Genomic DNA, 19,432 nt, shown 5'->3' on the forward strand with positions numbered 1-19,432 from the left:
CATCAAAACGAAAATTATTTGATTTTCGCTTCTTTGTATAAAACGTGCTGACGAACAACTGGATCGAACTTTTTCAGTTCCAGTTTTTCCGGCTTAGTACGTTTGTTCTTCGTAGTGGTATAGAAGTGACCAGTACCAGCAGAAGAAACCAGCTTGATTTTCTCACGAATACCTTTAGCCATGATTTATTTCCTCTTAGTACTTAGTACTTTTCGCCACGGGCACGCAGTTCAGACAGAACTGTTTCGATGCCTTTCTTATCAATAACACGCATACCTTTAGCAGATACACGCAGGGTGACAAAACGCTTCTCGCTCTCAACCCAAAAACGGTGAGAGTGCAGGTTAGGCAGGAAACGGCGTTTAGTCGCGTTCAGTGCGTGGGAACGGTTGTTACCGGTCACCGGACGCTTGCCAGTAACTTGGCAGACTCGGGACATGTCTATTCTCCAAAAATCAAATTAGCTCGAGCTTCGTATGGGGTATTGGCGCCTCGTCAGGCTTCTCAGCCCGGTTATCGCAGTTCAATACACTTAATCTTTCAATGTTGCCTCGTCATTGGACGCAACAAGAATGATTTTGCGTATTTGCGAACTCTCGATTGCCAGGCCCAAATGCCAAACCCGAGATTCTCAAAGGTGGCGTAGTATACGCTGAGTCAGCGATGTGCTCAAGTCCCGAACAGACAAAGATCCCGATGGATCGCGTAAAGTGCGTTAAATCCAACCGCGTTCCGCAAAAGAAACGTACTCTCCGCGCCCAATGACCAGATGATCAAGCACCCGGATATCCATGAACTGACAGCATTTCACAACACGCTCGGTGATGAGTTTATCTGCTTTACTCGGCTCTGCACACCCCGAAGGGTGATTATGCGCAAGGATCACCGCAGAAGCATTCATTTTTATCGCTTCCCGGACAATTTCTCTCGGATGTACCTCGACATGGCTAAGCGTACCGGAAAAAAGTTTGCTGTGTTTAATCACGCGATGTTGAGAATCCATAAAGATCACCAGAAAGATCTCGCGTTCCTCTTGCGAAAGCTGGCTTTGCAGAAATTCTCGCGCCATTTCCGGACTAAGTAGAGCACGCTCCTCTATCACTCGCACTTTGTAGTAGCGTCTTGCCAGCTCCGCAATCCCCTTCAACTGTGCGTACTTCGCGATACCGATTCCCTGAACATAGCTAAAATCCATGTAATCAGCAGACAACAGGCCATACAGCGACTCAAAATGCTGAAGCATCTCTTTCGCCAGCGTAAGCACATCTTTACCCTGCATGCCGGTACGTAAAAAAAGAGCCAAAAGCTCAACATCGGTCAGAGAACTGGCCCCCTGCGCCAACAGCTTTTCCCGGGGCATCATACTTCCTGTATTTTCCATGCTTCTCCCTCCTCTCGCGTCCGCATAGTGGCATAACACCGACGGTGAATCGACGTGCTGTTTTCACTTCTTCGTAGCGCCTCGCAAAGTGGAGTACGGTCAAAAGCACGACAAATTGCGGATTGTGATAAAATATCCGCCTTCTGGTGAAACCCAACAGGAAAGATCATGATGAGCCTGGCCGGTAAAAAAATCGTACTTGGCGTCAGTGGCGGTATTGCTGCGTACAAGACCCCTGAGCTGGTGCGTCGTTTACGGGAACGCGGCGCTGATGTCCGCGTGGCGATGACCGAAGCGGCAAAAGCATTTATTACTCCCCTGAGTTTACAGGCGGTTTCAGGTTATCCCGTTTCCGACAGCCTGCTTGACCCCGCAGCCGAAGCCGCGATGGGCCACATTGAGCTGGGGAAATGGGCCGATTTGGTCATCCTGGCACCCGCTACAGCAGACCTGATTGCTCGTGTCGCCGCAGGTATGGCCAACGACCTGGTGTCAACGATTTGTCTGGCAACGCCTGCTCCTGTTGCTGTACTGCCAGCCATGAACCAGCAGATGTACCGCGCTGCCGCGACCCAGCACAATCTGGGTATTCTTGCCTCACGCGGTTTACTCATTTGGGGTCCTGACAGCGGTAGTCAGGCATGTGGTGATATCGGCCCTGGGCGCATGCTGGATCCGTTAACGATTGTGGATATGGCGGCAGAACATTTTTCACCTGTCAACGATCTGCAACATCTCAACATCATGATTACGGCAGGTCCGACGCGTGAACCACTTGATCCCGTGCGTTATATTTCCAACCACAGTTCCGGGAAGATGGGGTTTGCGATCGCGGCCGCTGCCGCAAAGCGCGGGGCAAACGTCACACTGGTATCGGGTCCGGTTTCGTTATCCACACCACCATTTGTTCAGCGGGTTGATGTGATGACCGCGCTGGAAATGGAAGCCGCTGTGCAATCTGCAGTGCAACAACAGCATATTTTTATCGGTTGCGCTGCAGTCGCTGATTATCGCGCTGAAACTGTCGCCCACGAAAAAATAAAAAAACAAGCGACGCAGGGTGATGAATTAACAGTAAAAATGGTCAAAAACCCGGACATTATCGCCGGTGTTGCCGCACTGGATGTTAACCGTCCTTTTGTCGTTGGGTTTGCCGCCGAAACAAATAATGTGGAAGAATATGCCCGGCAAAAACGCATCCGCAAAAACCTTGATGTGATCTGTGCGAACGACGTTTCGCTGTCAACTCAAGGGTTTAACAGCGATAGCAACGCATTACACCTTTTTTGGCAGGATGGAGACAAAGTCTTACCGCTTGAGCGTAAAGAACTCCTGGGCCAATTATTACTCGACGAGATCGTGACCCGTTATGATGAAAAAAATCGACGTTAAGATTCTGGACCCGCGCGTAGGGCAACAATTTCCGCTCCCGACGTACGCCACTTCTGGTTCTGCCGGACTTGACCTGCGTGCTTGTCTTGATGACGCCGTAGAGCTGGCGCCGGGCGCAACAACGCTGGTGCCAACCGGGTTAGCTATCCACATTGCCGATCCTTCTCTGGCAGCGGTAATGCTCCCGCGCTCCGGGCTGGGCCATAAGCACGGTATCGTGCTGGGCAATCTGGTTGGTTTGATTGATTCCGACTACCAGGGCCAACTGATGGTGTCCGTCTGGAACCGTGGTCAGGACAGCTTCACTATTGAGCCGGGCGAACGTATCGCGCAAATGGTATTTGTACCGGTCGTGCAGGCTGAATTTAATCTGGTGGAAGAGTTTGAAGCCACCGATCGTGGCGAAGGTGGCTTCGGCCATTCCGGGCGCAAGTAACCCGCAGAAAAGTATCCCATAGCGTAATAACGCAATAACACACCGCAAACATCAGTTTGCGGTCGCTGTGTGGATGCCTGCCTGGCAAGAGCTTATTTTCAGGGGTATTTTGTAACATGGTAGAAAAGCAAACTGCGAAAAGGAATCGTCGCGAAGAAATACTTCAGTCTCTGGCACTGATGCTTGAGTCCAGCGATGGTAGCCAACGCATCACCACAGCAAAGCTGGCAGCCTCAGTTGGCGTATCCGAAGCGGCATTGTATCGCCATTTCCCCAGCAAGACCCGTATGTTCGATAGCCTGATTGAGTTTATCGAAGATAGTTTGATTACGCGTATCAATCTGATTTTGAAAGATGAAAAGGACACCAACGCGCGTCTGCGCCTGATCGTTCTGCTGATTTTAGGGTTTGGTGAGCGTAATCCTGGCCTGACACGAATTCTGACCGGACACGCGTTGATGTTCGAGCAAGACCGTCTGCAAGGTCGCATTAACCAACTTTTTGAGCGCATTGAAGCGCAGTTGCGCCAGGTTCTGCGAGAAAAAAGAATGCGTGAAGGTGAAGGCTACACCGTGGATGAAACGCTGCTGGCCAGCCAGTTACTGGCTTTCTGCGAAGGTATGCTGTCCCGGTTTGTACGTAGCGAATTTAAATACCGCCCAACGGATGATTTTGACACCCGCTGGCCGTTGGTTGCCGCTCAATTGCAGTAGCGATTTCGTCTTGTCCGGCCTACGGGGTTACTTAGGCCGGATAAGCGCAGCGCCATCCGGCAGTTATTAAACGCCGTACGCTTCGCGATAGGCCCGTACTGCCACCAGATGTTCCGCCATCTCTGGTTTCTCTTCCAGATACGCAATCAGATCTTTCAGGGTAATGATAGAAATCACCTTGCAGCCATAATCACGTTCCACTTCCTGAATCGCGGAAATCTCGCCGCGACCGCGTTCCTGACGATCGAGAGAAATCAGTACCCCCGCCAGAGTGGCGCCATTCGCCTGGATAATTTCCATCGACTCACGAATCGCCGTACCTGCGGTGATAACATCATCCACTAGCATCACACGTCCCTCTAGTGCGCTACCGACCAGATTCCCGCCTTCACCGTGGGTCTTCGCCTCTTTACGGTTAAAGCAGTACGGCAAATCTTTATCGTGGTGTTCCGCCAGCGCAACGGCCGTTGTGGTCGCAATCGGAATACCTTTGTAGGCAGGACCAAACAGCAAATCGAACTCGATACCGGAATCCACCAGCGCTTCGGCATAAAAACGGCCTAACAGTGCCAGGTCGCGCCCGGTATTAAACAGCCCGGCGTTGAAGAAATAGGGGCTTTTGCGCCCGGATTTCAGCGTAAATTCGCCAAACTTTAGTACCTGCTTGCTAAGCGCAAACTCAATAAACTGGCGCTGATACGGTTTCATGGATTCGCTCCTCATCTCACTTTATTACAGACAAAAAAAAGGCGACTCATCAGTCGCCTTTAAAATCAATTTTCTAACGCCGCCTTCTGCGTCGCTACAATGGATTCGATTCCCCCTCGAGCCAATGCCAGTAGGGTGAGAAGTTCTTCATGGCTGAACGGTTCGCCTTCCGCCGTGCCCTGAACCTCTATAATGCGACCGTCCTCAGTCATCACTACGTTCATGTCGGTTTCAGCAGCAGAGTCTTCAACGTACTCAAGGTCACAGAGTGCTTCACCGTTCACAATGCCCACGGAAACCGCGGCGACCATCCCTTTCATCGGGTTAGTTTTCAGCTTACCGCTCGCCACCAGCTTGTTCAGCGCATCAGCCAACGCAACGCATGCGCCGGTAATTGATGCGGTGCGCGTACCGCCATCGGCCTGAATAACATCGCAGTCCAGCGTAATTGTGAATTCACCGAGCGTTTTCAGGTCAACGGCTGCGCGCAGCGCGCGGGCGATCAGACGCTGGATTTCCATGGTACGACCGCCCTGCTTACCTTTTGCCGCTTCACGGGCGTTACGGGTGTGCGTAGCGCGTGGCAGCATGCCATATTCTGCGGTGATCCAGCCCTGGCCCTGACCTTTCAGAAAACGCGGTACGCCTTCATCAATAGAGGCGGTACACAGCACTTTGGTATCACCAAATTCGACCAGCACGGAGCCTTCAGCATGTTTTGTATAATTACGGGTCAGGGTGACGGGACGCACCTGATTGGCACTACGACCTGCTGGACGCATGATAAAATCTCCGGCTTGAAACGAATGTGGCTGCGCATTATACGGACTTCCGACTGTTATTCCTATCCTGACAAGACGCTGATGGCTATAATCCTCCCATCTCATCTTTAAAAACAGGAACGTCTATGATCCGCAGCATGACCGCCTACGCCCGGCGTGAAATCAAGGGTGAATGGGGTAGCGCCACCTGGGAAATGCGCTCGGTAAACCAGCGTTATCTGGAAACTTATTTTCGCCTGCCGGAGCAGTTCCGTAGTCTCGAACCCGTTGTTCGCGAACGTATTCGCACGCGTCTGACGCGCGGTAAAGTCGAATGTACGCTGCGTTTTGAGCCTGATGCCAGCGCGCAAGGCGAGCTGATTCTGAATGAAAAACTCGCTAAACAGCTCGTTAGCGCTGCTAACTGGGTCAAAATGCAGAGCGATGAAGGTGAAATCAACCCGGTTGATATCCTGCGCTGGCCAGGCGTAATGGCTGCCCAGGAGCAGGATCTGGACGCCATTGCCGCCGAAATCCTCGCCGCGCTTGATGGTACGCTGGATGACTTCATCGTTGCGCGTGAAACCGAAGGTCAGGCGCTGAAAGCGCTGATCGAGCAGCGTCTGGAAGGCGTCAGTGCTGAAGTCACAAAAGTGCGTGCTCATATGCCGGAAATCCTGCAATGGCAGCGCGAGCGTCTGGTTGCCAAACTGGAAGACGCCCAGGTGCAGTTGGAGAATAACCGCCTTGAGCAAGAACTGGTGCTGATGGCGCAGCGTATCGATGTGGCAGAAGAATTAGATCGTCTGGAAGCCCACGTCAAAGAAACCTACAACATTCTGAAGAAAAAAGAGGCCGTTGGCCGTCGTCTGGACTTCATGATGCAGGAATTCAACCGTGAGTCGAACACTCTGGCATCCAAGTCTATCAATGCCGAAGTGACGAATTCCGCGATTGAACTGAAGGTACTGATCGAGCAAATGCGCGAGCAGATTCAGAATATCGAGTAATTTTGCGTACCATACCTATACTATCGTAAAGCACAGGATAGCCTGCTAAATGCGGGCTATCCCTACCGCCAATAAGTGCTGATTGATATAAAATTGGAGTAATTATTTATCTGGCATATATTTGTCGTTATAAAGACTCTTCAGAATATCAACCCGAACAGCGTTGCTGCTGTTCATATTCACAACTGTCAGTACTTCATCAGATCCCCTGAGGCGCCAGCATTCTGCCTCTATATCGCATTTTTCCTGTTTTTCATAGCCCGCTATTGAGAGATATTCACTAATTTTCCACGTATCCCTGGTATTATAGAACGTCACACTCCATACATCAGCCTTAGGGCCAGAAATGTTCGTATAATTAAAGTCATACACTTGGGATATTCTCGGCATTTTTTTTAAAACTTTGGGAGTGTAATAATCATATTTGGCTTTATCAAACTCTGTATATTGTGCGTTACCTGCAAGTCTCATTTTAATATTAGGCCAGAAATAAGAGCTGCATATAGCTATTACCATCAGCACTATTATGACTGCCTGTTTCATATGTTTCCCTTTTTTACCAGTTAACGACCGTTCCATCTCTGGAAACTATTTTAACGTTACCAGAACTGAAGTCGCTGTAAGGTATCACTGTTCTCATGAATGAGGGTAAAACACCTTTTACAGGAAGAGCTAAAGCTGATTTCATCGGATCGGGAAATAAAATCGGTTGGAATGAGGTGTTTTTAAAAGAGCCTATTGGACCATAATAATCCCAACGTCTGAGGGCTTCCTCTTTGCTGACGGGCTGCAATAGCGGGAATGGGTTACTATATGAGAAGACGCGGTAGAATCCCAGCAAATCGGATACTAAATCCTCACCACTGAAACCGCTGTCGGTGTAAAGATAAAAGGGGAAATTTGACTGTAAACCTTCAAAACGATGAGCAAGCGCCATCATCATGGAAAGCGCTATACTATATCGCTCAAATAAGCTGCGCCCTTTTCTAATTCTCCATCTGATAAACTTCCCAATTGTGAGGCCTCCTCTTCCCATGCTTTGAGTGTATTTTACATCGTAATAATCCTTTCCTGAATGCTCGCCTTGATGCATATCCGAGAGTAACTTTCTGACATCATCTCCTCGAGCGTGTCCCATATCTACCCACCCCAAAACTTCGGTGTAGATTATCCCGCTTCTTAAAATTCCAGCCTCTCTGCCATCCTGAATTTCCTCTCTTACGCTCATGTCTATCACTCCGACTCACTTAATGCTGAAAATTTTGCTGTAAATGCGCCTACACGCATAGAGGCGATAGCTGAGGGGAACCATTTTTCAGAATAGAAGCCGCTGCATATCAGAGTTTACTCAGGATGACGTCCCTAATGGCTTCTGGAGTGTCAACTTGTCCTATGGTCAGGGGGATAGTTTGATGAAATATCATACGTGGCTCGCCAGTAAACGGCGGCTCTACGCGTTTTTTCCGATGAGCATGTTTATAACCTCCCACTACGCATTATATTTTCTCATCATTTATCAACATCATTAATATCGTGATATCGCATATCATATGGTATTTTCGCCAAACCATCATTAGCTGTAGTTATTAAAATCACTTCACCTTAGAAAATCTCAATCGTGACAAGGCGCACAAATCGTTAACCTTAGCCCCCAGCAAATCAGGGGGAATACATGCTGTTACACGTTTTATATTTAATTGGTATTACTGCCGAAGCCATGACCGGTGCGCTTGCTGCTGGGCGTCGTCGTATGGATACATTTGGCGTCATCATCATTGCCACCGCGACGGCCATTGGCGGCGGATCGGTACGCGATATTCTTCTCGGCCACTATCCTCTTGGCTGGGTAAAGCACCCTGAATACGTCATTATCGTGGCGACCGCTGCGGTACTCACCACCATTATTGCTCCCGTCATGCCCTATCTGCGCAAAATATTCCTCGTACTGGATGCGCTGGGCCTGGTGGTCTTTTCTATTATCGGTGCTCAGGTGGCACTGGATATGGGCCATGGACCGATTATCGCCGTGGTCGCTGCGGTCACCACCGGCGTCTTCGGTGGCGTATTACGCGACATGTTCTGCAAACGCATCCCGTTAGTGTTCCAGAAAGAGCTGTATGCCGGAGTTTCATTCGCCGCTGCTGTGTTGTACATCGTGCTGCAACATTATGTCTCCAGTCACGATGTAGTGGTTATCTCTACCCTGCTCTTCGGCTTTACCGCCCGACTGCTGGCGCTGCGCCTGAAGTTAGGGCTACCGGTATTTTACTATCGCCATGAAGGCCATTAAGGCATAAAGCCCGCGATCCGCTGAGCAGCTAACCAGTTGCTCAGCGCAGTGATTTCTCTATTCTCCAGCCACTGCATCACCTGGCGTGCCCGCCGCTCCCCCATGAAAGGCAAGTGCCGCCAGCTTTGTTCACTGCGCGCCTGTAACTGCTGCCACGAACCATCCCGACTGGCATTCAGCGTTGCCTGTGTTAACGGTATTCCCATGGCAATCACCCAGCGCGTGAACGGGAGATGGCGCGACAGGTTGAACTGATGCCACAGCTTCTTCCCTTTGTTCACGCCGAAGGTGGACTGTAGCTGCGCCTGGGTTAATCCTAGCCAGGAAAAGATATGTTCAAAGCGATACGCCTGATGGAGCTTTCGCCATCCCGCCTCGCCGATCCCCTCCAGCCCCAGCACCTCTTTGCCACCCAGCCAGACCAGTCTGGCAACAAACTGTTCCTGGCACTCCGCTGTAGCATAAAAACAGGTTAATGAATTGAAGCGCCCCTCGGGGGGTATTGGCTTAGTACGCTGAGTGCTGCGCCAGACCACCTCGTCTATACGGGGTATCCCTTGTCCGGCCAGGCTCACCAGAATCTGATCGCCAGGCGCGATATCCCATTCATTCCAGCGTCGGACGGAGCCAATATTGACGCGCTGTACGCGTTTATCATCCAGCATGACGGGAGTCAGCAATGCAACCACCGCAATTTTCCCGCTTTTACCAACGGAGAACTGAATACCCGTTACCTCAGATACCCTCGTCACGGGAGGATGTTTCCACGCCGCCAGCCAGTCACCCTGTCCGGGTAGCCAATACTGTGCCCGTGGTTCTTTTGCCGTTCGCACCACGACACCATCCGTCACAAAAGGTAATGCTGAACTCCACCACCTGATGCGCGACTTTTCGACGTCATCCGCATTCTTCACGGCCTGAGTATAGCGTTGCGTGTAACTGAACCCGGCAGCCGTGAGCTGCTCCAGTCTTTCAGACATGACCGCCGGACCATCAGGCCAGGCCCAGATAAAAATTGCCAGCGAGCGTAACATTTCCGGATTGCCCTGGCGCATCATCAATCCAGCAACCTTCGAGCGGGCATTCATTCCCCCGCTCTGCTTCTGAATATGCCCCTCTTGCTGCAAAAATATCTCACCCTGCAACGTACTGTTAGCGAGTTTCCCCCTGGTGGAATGTGGTACGGAAGGGATCTGTAGAACCTTTTGCGTCCAGTCTTCGCCTTGCAGGCCATTACCACGGCTAATCGCCCGTACCAGATTGCCATTGCGATAGACTAACGTCACCGCCACGCCATCCACCTTCGGTTGCACCCAGAGATTGCTGCGAGCGTGCATCCATTGCTGTAGCGCTTGCTTATCAGCAAGTTTTCGAACGCCCGTATGGGGAACAGGATGCGAGACGGTGCCACTTATTGGGGGCGCAGAAAGATCTGATGGGGCTTCATCGCCAAAACAGCGCTGCCATTGAATTAGTTGCGCATTGAGCTGGTCATAAACGCCGTCGTCTACGGCACTTTCCCCTTGTTTCCAGTAACTGTCATTCCACTGTGTAATCTGCTGCTGTAGTCGTGAAATTTCCTCGTTTGCCCTGGCAGGCGACCAGACGGGGCATACCGCCCATGCGGGTAGATACCCCATTAGCAAAACCAGCCCTATGCATTTCCATAATCCCATGCTATCTCCGCTGAACGATACGTTTCCCGGCAGGTATAGCGCGAAGTGAAATAGAAACAGAGCGGCAAAAATTCATCCTGCGAACAGCTTTCCGGACATTTACATGTATTGCTGCAAATCATCGATAAAACAGGAAACTGGTACGCAAAACGCAATAAACATGCGCAAAAAGTGTGACAAGGGCTACGTCACATAGCGGCTACGTGTATAATAAGCCCGTATGTAGGCTCTCTTTCGACAATCACATACATTAAGATACTCATGGCTCAAGGCACGCTTTATATTGTTTCTGCCCCCAGTGGCGCGGGTAAATCCAGCCTGATTCAGGCTTTATTAAAGACCCAACCGTTGTATGACACCCAGGTTTCTGTTTCGCACACCACGCGCGCACCGCGCCCGGGGGAAGTGCACGGTGAACACTATTTCTTTGTGAACCATGATGAATTCAGAACCATGATTGGTAGAGACGCGTTCCTGGAACACGCGGAGGTTTTCGGTAATTACTACGGCACCTCGCGTGAAACCATTGAGCAAGTATTAGCATCCGGCGTAGACGTCTTTTTAGATATCGACTGGCAAGGTGCGCAGCAAATTCGTGAAAAAATGCCGCATGCGCGCAGTATTTTTATTTTGCCACCGTCTAAGATTGAGCTGGACCGCCGCCTGCGTGGCCGCGGTCAGGATAGCGAAGACGTGATCGCGAAACGTATGGCGCAAGCTGTTGCAGAAATGAGCCATTACGCCGAATATGATTATCTTATTGTGAATGATGATTTCGACACCGCCCTGGGCGATTTGAAAACCATCATTCGCGCCGAACGTCTGCGCATGAGCCGCCAAAAGCAGCGTCATGACGCTTTAATCAGCAAACTGTTGGCAGACTGAACCCACATTCAGTATCATGCCCAGTCATTTCTTCACCTGTGGAGCATTTTAAGTATGGCACGCGTAACTGTTCAGGACGCTGTAGAGAAAATTGGTAACCGTTTTGACCTGGTACTGGTCGCCGCGCGTCGCGCTCGTCAGATGCAGGTAGGCGGAAAGGATCCGCTCGTACCGGAAGAAAACGATAAAACTACCGTTATCGCGCTGCGCGAAATCGAAGAAGGTCTGATCAACAACCAGATCCTCGACGTGCGTGAGCGCCAGGAACAGCAAGAGCAGGAAGCCGCTGAATTACAAGCCGTTACCGCTATTGCTGAAGGTCGTCGTTAATCACAAAGCGGGTCGCCCTTGTATCTGTTTGAAAGCCTGAATCAACTGATTCAAAACTACCTGCCGGAAGACCAGATTAAGCGTCTTCGGCAGGCGTATCTCGTTGCACGTGACGCTCACGAGGGCCAGACACGTTCAAGCGGTGAACCCTATATCACGCACCCGGTAGCGGTAGCCTGCATTCTGGCCGAGATGAAACTCGACTACGAAACGCTGATGGCTGCGCTGCTGCATGACGTGATTGAAGATACCCCAGCCACCTATCAGGACATGGAACAGCTTTTTGGTAAAAGCGTTGCAGAGCTGGTAGAAGGGGTATCGAAGCTTGATAAGCTTAAGTTTCGCGATAAGAAAGAGGCGCAAGCTGAAAACTTTCGCAAGATGATTATGGCGATGGTGCAGGATATCCGCGTCATTCTCATCAAACTTGCCGACCGCACCCACAACATGCGCACGCTGGGCTCATTACGCCCGGACAAGCGTCGCCGCATCGCCCGCGAAACCCTCGAAATCTATAGTCCGCTGGCACACCGTTTAGGTATTCATCACATTAAAACCGAGCTGGAAGAGCTGGGTTTTGAAGCGCTGTACCCAAACCGCTATCGCGTGATTAAAGAAGTGGTTAAAGCCGCTCGCGGCAACCGCAAAGAGATGATCCAAAAAATCCTCTCGGAAATCGAAGGGCGTTTGCAGGAGGCTGGTATTCCGTGTCGCGTAAGCGGGCGTGAGAAGCACCTGTACTCTATTTACTGCAAAATGGTGCTCAAAGAGCAGCGTTTTCACTCCATCATGGATATCTACGCATTTCGCGTCATCGTTCATGATTCCGATACCTGCTATCGCGTACTCGGCCAGATGCACAGCCTGTACAAACCACGCCCTGGTCGCGTGAAAGACTATATCGCCATTCCGAAAGCGAACGGATATCAGTCTTTGCACACCTCAATGATCGGCCCTCATGGCGTCCCGGTTGAAGTACAGATTCGTACTGAAGACATGGACCAGATGGCAGAGATGGGTGTCGCAGCGCACTGGGCTTACAAAGAGCACGGCGGCGAAAGCAGCACCACTGCGCAAATCCGCGCTCAGCGCTGGATGCAAAGCTTGCTGGAACTGCAGCAGAGCGCCGGTAGCTCGTTTGAATTTATTGAAAGCGTTAAATCTGATCTCTTCCCGGATGAGATTTATGTTTTCACACCGGAAGGGCGCATTGTCGAACTGCCTGCCGGTGCAACACCTGTCGACTTCGCCTACGCTGTGCATACCGATATCGGTCACGCCTGCGTCGGCGCACGCGTAGACAGACAGCCTTACCCGCTTTCACAACCGCTCTTTAGCGGTCAGACAGTTGAGATTATTACCGCGCCGGGCGCACGTCCGAATGCCGCGTGGCTAAACTTCGTCGTCAGTTCGAAAGCGCGCGCCAAGATTCGCCAACTGTTGAAAAACCTCAAGCGCGATGATTCCGTCAGTCTGGGGCGTCGACTGCTCAACCATGCCCTGGGCGGTAGCCGTAAACTGGCTGAGATCCCGCCAGAGAGCATTCAGCGTGAGCTTGAGCGCATGAAGCTCGCCACGCTTGACGATCTGCTCGCAGAAATCGGTCTGGGTAACGCCATGAGCGTGGTGGTAGCGAAAAACCTCCAGCAGGGCGAAGCAACAGCGAACGTACCAGCACAATCCGGCCATGGTCATCTGCCGATCAAAGGCGCTGACGGCGTACTGATCACCTTCGCGAAATGCTGTCGTCCAATTCCAGGCGATCCAATCATTGCCCACGTCAGTCCGGGTAAAGGTCTGGTGATCCACCATGAGTCCTGCCGTAATATTCGTGGCTACCAGAAAGAGCCAGAGAAGTTTATGGCGGTGGAATGGGATAAAGAGACGGAGCAGGAATTCATCACCGAGATTAAGGTGGATATGTTTAACCACCAGGGTGCTCTGGCGAACCTGACGGCGGCAATCAACACGACCACCTCCAATATTCAAAGTCTGAATACGGAAGAGAAAGATGGCCGCGTTTATAGCGCCTTTATTCGCCTGACCGCTCGCGATCGTGTGCACCTGGCGAATATCATGCGCAAAATCCGCGTCATGCCGGACGTGATAAAAGTCACCCGTAACCGAAACTAGTCTTATGAATGAACAGCGCTATGCACGTATCCGCGAGATGCTCGCACGTCGTCAGCCCGATCTGACCGTCTGCATGGAGCAGGTTCACAAACCTCATAACGTTTCTGCGATTATTCGTACTGCAGATGCAGTCGGCGTGCATGAAGTCCACGCCGTCTGGCCGGGTAGCCGCATGCGCACTATGCTCTCTTCTGCCGCAGGCAGTAACAGTTGGGTGCAAGTCAAGACCCACCCGACTATTGGCGATGCGGTCACACATTTAAAAAGCCGGGGCATGCAGGTCCTGGCAACCCATCTGTCAGATAAAGCCGTGGATTTTCGCGAGATTGATTACACGCGCCCCACCTGCATCCTGATGGGCCAGGAGAAAACCGGCATCACTCAGGAAGCGTTGGATCTGGCTGATCAGGACATCATCATTCCCATGACTGGCATGGTGCAGTCGCTGAACGTTTCTGTCGCCTCTGCGCTGATTCTGTACGAAGCACAGCGCCAGCGGCAAAACGCAGGGATGTACCGCCGAGAAAACAGCATGCTGCCACAAGATGAGCAACAGCGCTTACTGTTTGAAGGCGGTTATCCGGTGCTGGCGAATGTCGCTAAGCGCAAAGGTCTTCCCTACCCTCACGTAAACACGCAGGGCGAAATTGAAGCCGATGCAACGTGGTGGGCCACTATGCAATCTGCGAGATAAACGCGATGAAAGGCCGTTTACTGGATGCCATCCCACTCAACTCTCTGACCGGCGTTGGCGCAGCGCAAAGCAGTAAACTGGCGAAAATTGGCCTGCACACCGTGCAGGACCTCCTGCTCCACCTTCCTCTGCGTTACGAAGACCGTACCCATCTGTACCCAATTGGCGAACTGCTGCCGGGTGTCTATGCCACCGTTGAAGGCGAAGTGCTGAACTGCAATATCACCTTCGGCGGCCGCCGGATGATGACCTGTCAAATCAGCGATGGCTCGGGGATTCTCACCATGCGCTTTTTCAACTTCAGTGCAGCGATGAAAAACAGCCTTGCTACCGGGCGTAGGGTTCTGGCCTACGGCGAAGCCAAACGCGGGAAATACGGCGCAGAGATGATTCACCCGGAATACCGGGTACAAGGCGATCTCAGCACGCCAGAATTGCAGGAAACACTCACACCAGTGTATCCAACCACCGAAGGTGTGAAGCAGGCCACGCTGCGCAAGCTGACCGATCAGGCACTGGATCTGCTCGATACCTGCGCCATTGCCGAACTGCTGCCGCCAGAGCTGTTACAGGGCATGATGAGCCTACCCGAAGCACTGCGCACATTGCACCGCCCCCCACCGTCGCTGCAACTCAGCGATCTGGAAACCGGACAACATCCGGCGCAGCGACGTCTGATTCTCGAAGAACTGCTGGCGCATAACCTCAGCATGCTGGCGCTACGCGCCGGGGCACAGCGTTTTCACGCCCAGCCGTTAAGTGCTAACAACGCGCTAAAAGATAAGCTGCTGGCAGCATTGCCGTTCAAACCTACTGGCGCGCAGGCCCGCGTTACCGCTGAGATTGAACGCGATATGGCTCTGGATGTGCCGATGATGCGCCTGGTGCAGGGTGATGTCGGCTCCGGTAAAACGCTGGTTGCCGCGCTGGCTGCGCTGCGGGCTATCGCACATGGTAAACAGGTTGCGCTAATGGCTCCTACCGAATTATTGGCTGAACAGCATGCAAATAACTTCCGCAACTGGTTCGCGCCACTGGGCGTTGAAGTGGGCTGGCTGGCGGGCAAGCAGAAAGGTAAAGCGCGTCTGGCGCAACAGGAAGCTATCGCCAGCGGTCAGGTGCAGATGATTGTCGGCACGCACGCGATTTTCCAGGAACAGGTGCAGTTCAACGGGTTGGCGCTGGTTATCATCGACGAACAGCACCGCTTCGGCGTACATCAGCGTCTGGCACTGTGGGAGAAAGGTCAGCAGCAGGGTTTCCATCCACACCAGCTAATCATGACCGCCACGCCGATTCCGCGCACCCTGGCGATGACAGCCTATGCTGACCTCGACACATCGGTTATCGATGAACTCCCTCCGGGGCGTACGCCGGTCACCACAGTCGCCATTCCGGATACCCGCCGCAGCGATATTATTGATCGCGTGCGCAACGCCTGTACCCACGAAGGACGTCAAGCATACTGGGTCTGTACGCTGATTGAAGAGTCTGACTTGTTGGAAGCTCAGGCGGCAGAAGCGACGTGGGAAGAGCTTAAACTTGCGCTGCCAGAACTCAATATTGGCCTGGTACACGGGCGCATGAAGCCCGCTGAGAAGCAGTCAGTAATGGCGGCCTTTAAGCAGGGTGAACTGCATCTGCTGGTTGCCACCACGGTGATTGAAGTGGGCGTGGACGTACCCAATGCCAGCTTGATGATTATTGAAAACCCGGAACGCTTAGGTCTGGCCCAGTTGCACCAGTTGCGTGGTCGCGTAGGCCGTGGCGCGGTGGCCTCCCACTGTGTCCTGCTCTACAAATCACCGCTGTCTAAAACCGCGCAGAAACGCCTGCAGGTTCTGCGAGACAGCAACGATGGATTCGTGATTGCGCAAAAAGATTTAGAGATTCGCGGCCCCGGCGAGCTGTTAGGTACTCGCCAGACCGGAACGGCAGAATTCAAGGTCGCAGATTTACTGCGCGATCAGGCGATTATCCCGGAAGTTCAGCGCATTGCCCGCCATATTCACGAACGTTATCCGCAACAGGCCTTGGCACTGATAGAGCGCTGGATGCCGGAAACCGAACGCTACTCCAACGCGTAGTTAATTCATAGCTGCGGCGGATGTTACCCCGCCGCACAGCCGTTATTGCGCGAAAATCGGTAACAGCAGATACAGCTTAATCACCAGCGCGTTGACGATATCGATAAAGAACGCCCCCACCATCGGCACCACCAGAAACGCCATATGGGATGGTCCAAAACGTTCGGTAATCGCCTGCATGTTGGCAATCGCCGTCGGCGTCGCGCCGAGGCCAAAACCACAGTGTCCGGCTGCCAGCACGGCGGCATCGTAGTTCTTACCCATCATGCGCCAGGTGACGAATATCGCGTACAGCGCCATGAAAATAGTCTGCACAACCAGGATTGCCAGCATCGGCAAGGCCAGTGAAGCCAGTTCCCACAACTTCAGGCTCATCAACGCCATCGCCAGGAACAGCGACAGACTTACGTTACCCAGCACCGAAACTGCACGTTCGAACACCCGATAAAAACCCAGTAGCGCCAGACCGTTACTGAGGATCACCCCAACAAACAACACGCAGACGAAAGTCGGCAATTCCAGCACTGTTCCAACCAGCATTTGCGCAACGATTTTACCCACCGTCAGACAGATAGCGATCAGAGCAATGGTTTCAATCAGCACCAGCGAGGTGATCATGCGCCCAACGTCCGGCTTTTCAAATGCGGTCGGCACGGCCTGATCGTCCGGCATACCGTCTGGCGTGGTGGAGTGTTTGACCAGATAGCGTGCCACCGGGCCGCCAATCAGTCCGCCCAACACCAGACCAAACGTTGCGCAAGCCATCGCCACTTCAGTCGCATTGGTGAAGCCATAACGTTCAATAAACAGCTTGCTCCACGCAGCCCCGGTTCCGTGTCCACCAGAGAGGGTGATCGAGCCAGCGATCAGACCCATCAGCGGGTCCAGACCCAGTAGGGTCGCCATACCAATACCGATGGCGTTTTGCATCAGCAACAAGCCAACAACCACAATCAGAAAGATACCCACCACGCGGCCACCAGCACGCAGACTGGCGATATTGGCGTTCAGGCCGATAGTGGCGAAAAAGGCCAGCATCAGCGGATCGCGCAGGGTCATATCGAAGTTCACTTCCCAACCCATGCTTTTTTTCAGCACCAGCAGCGCAATCGCCACCAGCAATCCACCTGCAACGGGTTCGGGAATGGTGTATTTTTTCAGGAAGGAAACAGACTGGACGAGCTTACGTCCCAGCAGCAACACAAGGGTTGCCGCAACCAGCGTTGATAACGTATCGAGATAAAACATTTACAGCTCCATTAGTGCGTTTAGCACAATCACGCACGATGCATTCCAGACCGATTTTTAGCTCTTATTGAGTTTTCGGAGTGGATTTTAAGCAGAAAATGATGAAAAGTTATATAAAAATGTTTGTTTATCCGTTTTAAATATTAAGAATACCTGCTGGCAAACGTTTGCTTTTCTGCCCTGGTCAGATAAAATCACCGCTTTTCCACCATGGGATTGCCTCTGATGTCCGTTAACGCCGTAGAGTCAACAAATGCGCAACCGGTTGCGCAGACTCACAACAGTGAACTGATTTACCGTCTTGAAGATCGCCCCCCGTTAGCCCAGACCCTGTTTGCCGCCTGTCAGCATCTGCTGGCCATGTTCGTCGCGGTGATCACCCCTGCTCTGTTAATTTGCCAGGCGCTTGGTTTACCGGCTCAGGATACTCAACACATTATCAGTATGTCGCTGTTCGCCTCCGGCGTAGCTTCTATCATTCAGATCAAAGCCTGGGGACCAGTAGGCTCAGGGCTGCTATCCATTCAGGGCACCAGCTTTAACTTTGTTGCGCCACTGATTATGGGCGGTACGGCGCTAAAAACCGGTGGCGCAGATGTCCCAACCATGATGGCGGCGCTGTTCGGTACACTGATGCTGGCAAGCTGCACCGAGATGGTTATCTCGCGTGTCCTGCACCTGGCGCGTCGTATTATTACTCCGCTGGTCTCAGGGGTGGTAGTGATGATTATCGGCCTGTCGTTGATTCAGGTGGGTCTGACATCGATTGGCGGTGGCTATGCCGCAATGAGCGACAACACCTTTGGTGCGCCGAAGAATTTACTGTTGGCAGGCGTGGTGCTGGCGCTAATCATCCTGCTTAACCGTCAACGCAACCCTTACCTGCGCGTTGCGTCATTGGTGATTGCGATGGCGGCAGGCTATCTGCTGGCCTGGTTTATGGACATGCTGCCGCAAAATACCGCACCGGTAAGTCAGGACCTGCTGATGGTGCCAACGCCGCTGTATTATGGCCTGGGCATCGACTGGAGTTTACTGCTGCCGCTGATGCTGGTCTTTATGATCACTTCACTGGAAACCATCGGCGATATTACGGCCACCTCTGATGTCTCCGAGCAGCCGGTTTCTGGTCCGCTGTATATGAAGCGCCTGAAAGGCGGCGTGCTGGCGAACGGTCTGAACTCGTTTGTTTCCGCCGTGTTCAACACCTTCCCGAACTCCTGTTTTGGCCAGAACAACGGGGTTATTCAGTTAACGGGCGTCGCCAGCCGCTACGTTGGTTTTGTGGTGGCGCTGATGCTGATCGCGCTGGGCCTGTTCCCGGCAGTCAGCGGTTTTGTACAGCATATTCCTGAGCCGGTACTGGGCGGCGCAACGCTGGTAATGTTCGGTACTATTGCAGCATCCGGTGTGCGTATTGTGTCCCGCGAGCCGCTGAACCGCCGCGCGATTCTGATTATCGCGCTGTCGCTGGCAGTTGGTCTGGGTGTTTCCCAGCAGCCGCTGATTCTCCAGTTCGCCCCGGATTGGGTGAAAAACCTGCTCTCTTCCGGTATCGCCGCTGGCGGTATTACCGCAATCGTTCTGAATCTGGTATTCCCGCCAGAAAAGCAATAAGCAAAATGCGGCGTTGGTTCTGAATCAACGCCGCTGTAACGCTCTTTCACCATTCCCGCCTTGAGCATTGC

The 19,432-nt window shown here is 52.4% G+C and carries 20 protein-coding genes; 11 read left to right on the forward strand and 9 right to left on the reverse strand.

Features of this window, described 5'->3' with window-relative positions; genetic code table 11:
- Positions 1-14: 14 nt before the first annotated feature.
- From rpmG to radC, 3 genes are all read right to left on the reverse strand, one after another.
- Positions 15-182 (reverse strand): 50S ribosomal protein L33, encoded by a 168-nt coding sequence (gene rpmG, locus OGX89_RS14150; protein ID WP_003024094.1) that lies wholly within the window; start codon positions 180-182, stop codon positions 15-17.
- Between the two features lie 20 nt (positions 183-202).
- Positions 203-439: a 50S ribosomal protein L28 gene (gene rpmB / locus OGX89_RS14155; protein WP_003024071.1), complete on the reverse strand. Its 237-nt coding sequence runs from the start codon at positions 437-439 to the stop codon at positions 203-205.
- A 276-nt stretch (positions 440-715) separates the two neighbouring features.
- The gene (gene radC / locus OGX89_RS14160; RefSeq protein WP_063941160.1) at positions 716-1,381 is read right to left on the reverse strand and encodes a RadC family protein; all 666 of its coding nucleotides are present in this window, start codon (positions 1,379-1,381) and stop codon (positions 716-718) included.
- A gap of 171 nt (positions 1,382-1,552) precedes the next feature.
- Here radC and coaBC point away from each other — a divergent pair, with 171 nt between their 5' ends.
- From coaBC to slmA, 3 genes are all read left to right on the forward strand, one after another.
- The gene (coaBC, locus tag OGX89_RS14165; protein ID WP_122973903.1) at positions 1,553-2,773 is read left to right on the forward strand and encodes a bifunctional phosphopantothenoylcysteine decarboxylase/phosphopantothenate--cysteine ligase CoaBC; all 1,221 of its coding nucleotides are present in this window, start codon (positions 1,553-1,555) and stop codon (positions 2,771-2,773) included.
- On the forward strand, positions 2,751-3,209 hold the full coding sequence (gene dut, locus OGX89_RS14170; protein WP_003827259.1) for a dUTP diphosphatase: 459 nt from the start codon (positions 2,751-2,753) through the stop codon (positions 3,207-3,209). Before coaBC ends, dut begins: the two co-directional genes overlap by 23 nt.
- Before the next feature lie 116 nt (positions 3,210-3,325).
- Positions 3,326-3,922 (forward strand): nucleoid occlusion factor SlmA, encoded by a 597-nt coding sequence (gene slmA / locus OGX89_RS14175; RefSeq protein ID WP_003827257.1) that lies wholly within the window; start codon positions 3,326-3,328, stop codon positions 3,920-3,922.
- Positions 3,923-3,988: 66 nt separating this feature from the next.
- Here slmA and pyrE read toward each other — a convergent pair whose 3' ends face one another.
- A complete protein-coding gene (pyrE, locus tag OGX89_RS14180; protein ID WP_003837602.1) occupies positions 3,989-4,630 on the reverse strand; it encodes an orotate phosphoribosyltransferase in 642 nt (213 codons plus the stop codon).
- A 65-nt stretch (positions 4,631-4,695) separates the two neighbouring features.
- On the reverse strand, positions 4,696-5,412 hold the full coding sequence (rph, locus tag OGX89_RS14185) for a ribonuclease PH (protein ID WP_003024054.1): 717 nt from the start codon (positions 5,410-5,412) through the stop codon (positions 4,696-4,698).
- Positions 5,413-5,537: 125 nt separating this feature from the next.
- Here rph and OGX89_RS14190 point away from each other — a divergent pair, with 125 nt between their 5' ends.
- Entirely contained in the window at positions 5,538-6,401 is an 864-nt protein-coding gene (locus tag OGX89_RS14190; RefSeq protein ID WP_003024052.1) for a YicC/YloC family endoribonuclease, read from the forward strand.
- A 102-nt stretch (positions 6,402-6,503) separates the two neighbouring features.
- Here OGX89_RS14190 and OGX89_RS14195 read toward each other — a convergent pair whose 3' ends face one another.
- A complete protein-coding gene (locus OGX89_RS14195; RefSeq protein WP_126956506.1) occupies positions 6,504-6,944 on the reverse strand; it encodes a hypothetical protein in 441 nt (146 codons plus the stop codon).
- A gap of 13 nt (positions 6,945-6,957) precedes the next feature.
- Positions 6,958-7,629, reverse strand: a complete 672-nt coding sequence (locus OGX89_RS14200) for a hypothetical protein (RefSeq protein WP_126956508.1) — start codon at positions 7,627-7,629, stop codon at positions 6,958-6,960.
- Positions 7,630-8,073: 444 nt separating this feature from the next.
- On the opposite strand from OGX89_RS14200, the gene OGX89_RS14205 reads away from it, so the two are divergent.
- The gene (locus OGX89_RS14205) at positions 8,074-8,691 is read left to right on the forward strand and encodes a trimeric intracellular cation channel family protein (RefSeq protein WP_003024049.1); all 618 of its coding nucleotides are present in this window, start codon (positions 8,074-8,076) and stop codon (positions 8,689-8,691) included.
- Here the strand turns inward: OGX89_RS14205 and ligB are convergent.
- The gene (gene ligB / locus OGX89_RS14210) at positions 8,688-10,367 is read right to left on the reverse strand and encodes an NAD-dependent DNA ligase LigB (protein WP_126956510.1); all 1,680 of its coding nucleotides are present in this window, start codon (positions 10,365-10,367) and stop codon (positions 8,688-8,690) included. The genes OGX89_RS14205 and ligB overlap by 4 nt on opposite strands.
- 261 nt (positions 10,368-10,628) lie before the next feature.
- On the opposite strand from ligB, the gene gmk reads away from it, so the two are divergent.
- From gmk to recG, 5 genes are read left to right on the forward strand one after another with little or no spacing between them, the layout of a single operon-like run.
- The gene (gmk, locus tag OGX89_RS14215; RefSeq protein WP_003024042.1) at positions 10,629-11,252 is read left to right on the forward strand and encodes a guanylate kinase; all 624 of its coding nucleotides are present in this window, start codon (positions 10,629-10,631) and stop codon (positions 11,250-11,252) included.
- A 54-nt stretch (positions 11,253-11,306) separates the two neighbouring features.
- A complete protein-coding gene (rpoZ, locus tag OGX89_RS14220; protein ID WP_000135058.1) occupies positions 11,307-11,582 on the forward strand; it encodes a DNA-directed RNA polymerase subunit omega in 276 nt (91 codons plus the stop codon).
- 18 nt (positions 11,583-11,600) lie between these two features.
- Positions 11,601-13,715: a bifunctional GTP diphosphokinase/guanosine-3',5'-bis pyrophosphate 3'-pyrophosphohydrolase gene (gene spoT / locus OGX89_RS14225; RefSeq protein ID WP_003024038.1), complete on the forward strand. Its 2,115-nt coding sequence runs from the start codon at positions 11,601-11,603 to the stop codon at positions 13,713-13,715.
- A 4-nt stretch (positions 13,716-13,719) separates the two neighbouring features.
- Positions 13,720-14,409, forward strand: coding sequence for a tRNA (guanosine(18)-2'-O)-methyltransferase TrmH (trmH, locus tag OGX89_RS14230; protein ID WP_003827247.1), 690 nt, complete (start codon positions 13,720-13,722; stop codon positions 14,407-14,409).
- A 5-nt stretch (positions 14,410-14,414) separates the two neighbouring features.
- Positions 14,415-16,496, forward strand: a complete 2,082-nt coding sequence (gene recG, locus OGX89_RS14235) for an ATP-dependent DNA helicase RecG (RefSeq protein ID WP_003827244.1) — start codon at positions 14,415-14,417, stop codon at positions 16,494-16,496.
- Positions 16,497-16,538: 42 nt separating this feature from the next.
- On the opposite strand, the gene gltS is transcribed toward recG, so the two are convergent.
- Positions 16,539-17,744 (reverse strand): sodium/glutamate symporter, encoded by a 1,206-nt coding sequence (gltS, locus tag OGX89_RS14240; RefSeq protein ID WP_003024029.1) that lies wholly within the window; start codon positions 17,742-17,744, stop codon positions 16,539-16,541.
- A 225-nt stretch (positions 17,745-17,969) separates the two neighbouring features.
- On the opposite strand from gltS, the gene xanP reads away from it, so the two are divergent.
- Positions 17,970-19,361, forward strand: a complete 1,392-nt coding sequence (gene xanP / locus OGX89_RS14245) for a xanthine/proton symporter XanP (RefSeq protein WP_003024026.1) — start codon at positions 17,970-17,972, stop codon at positions 19,359-19,361.
- The last annotated feature ends 71 nt before the right edge of the window (positions 19,362-19,432 follow it).

It is taken from the genome of Citrobacter sp. Cpo103 (assembly GCF_030332605.1).
GTDB classification, from domain to species: Bacteria; Pseudomonadota; Gammaproteobacteria; order Enterobacterales; family Enterobacteriaceae; genus Citrobacter; species Citrobacter portucalensis.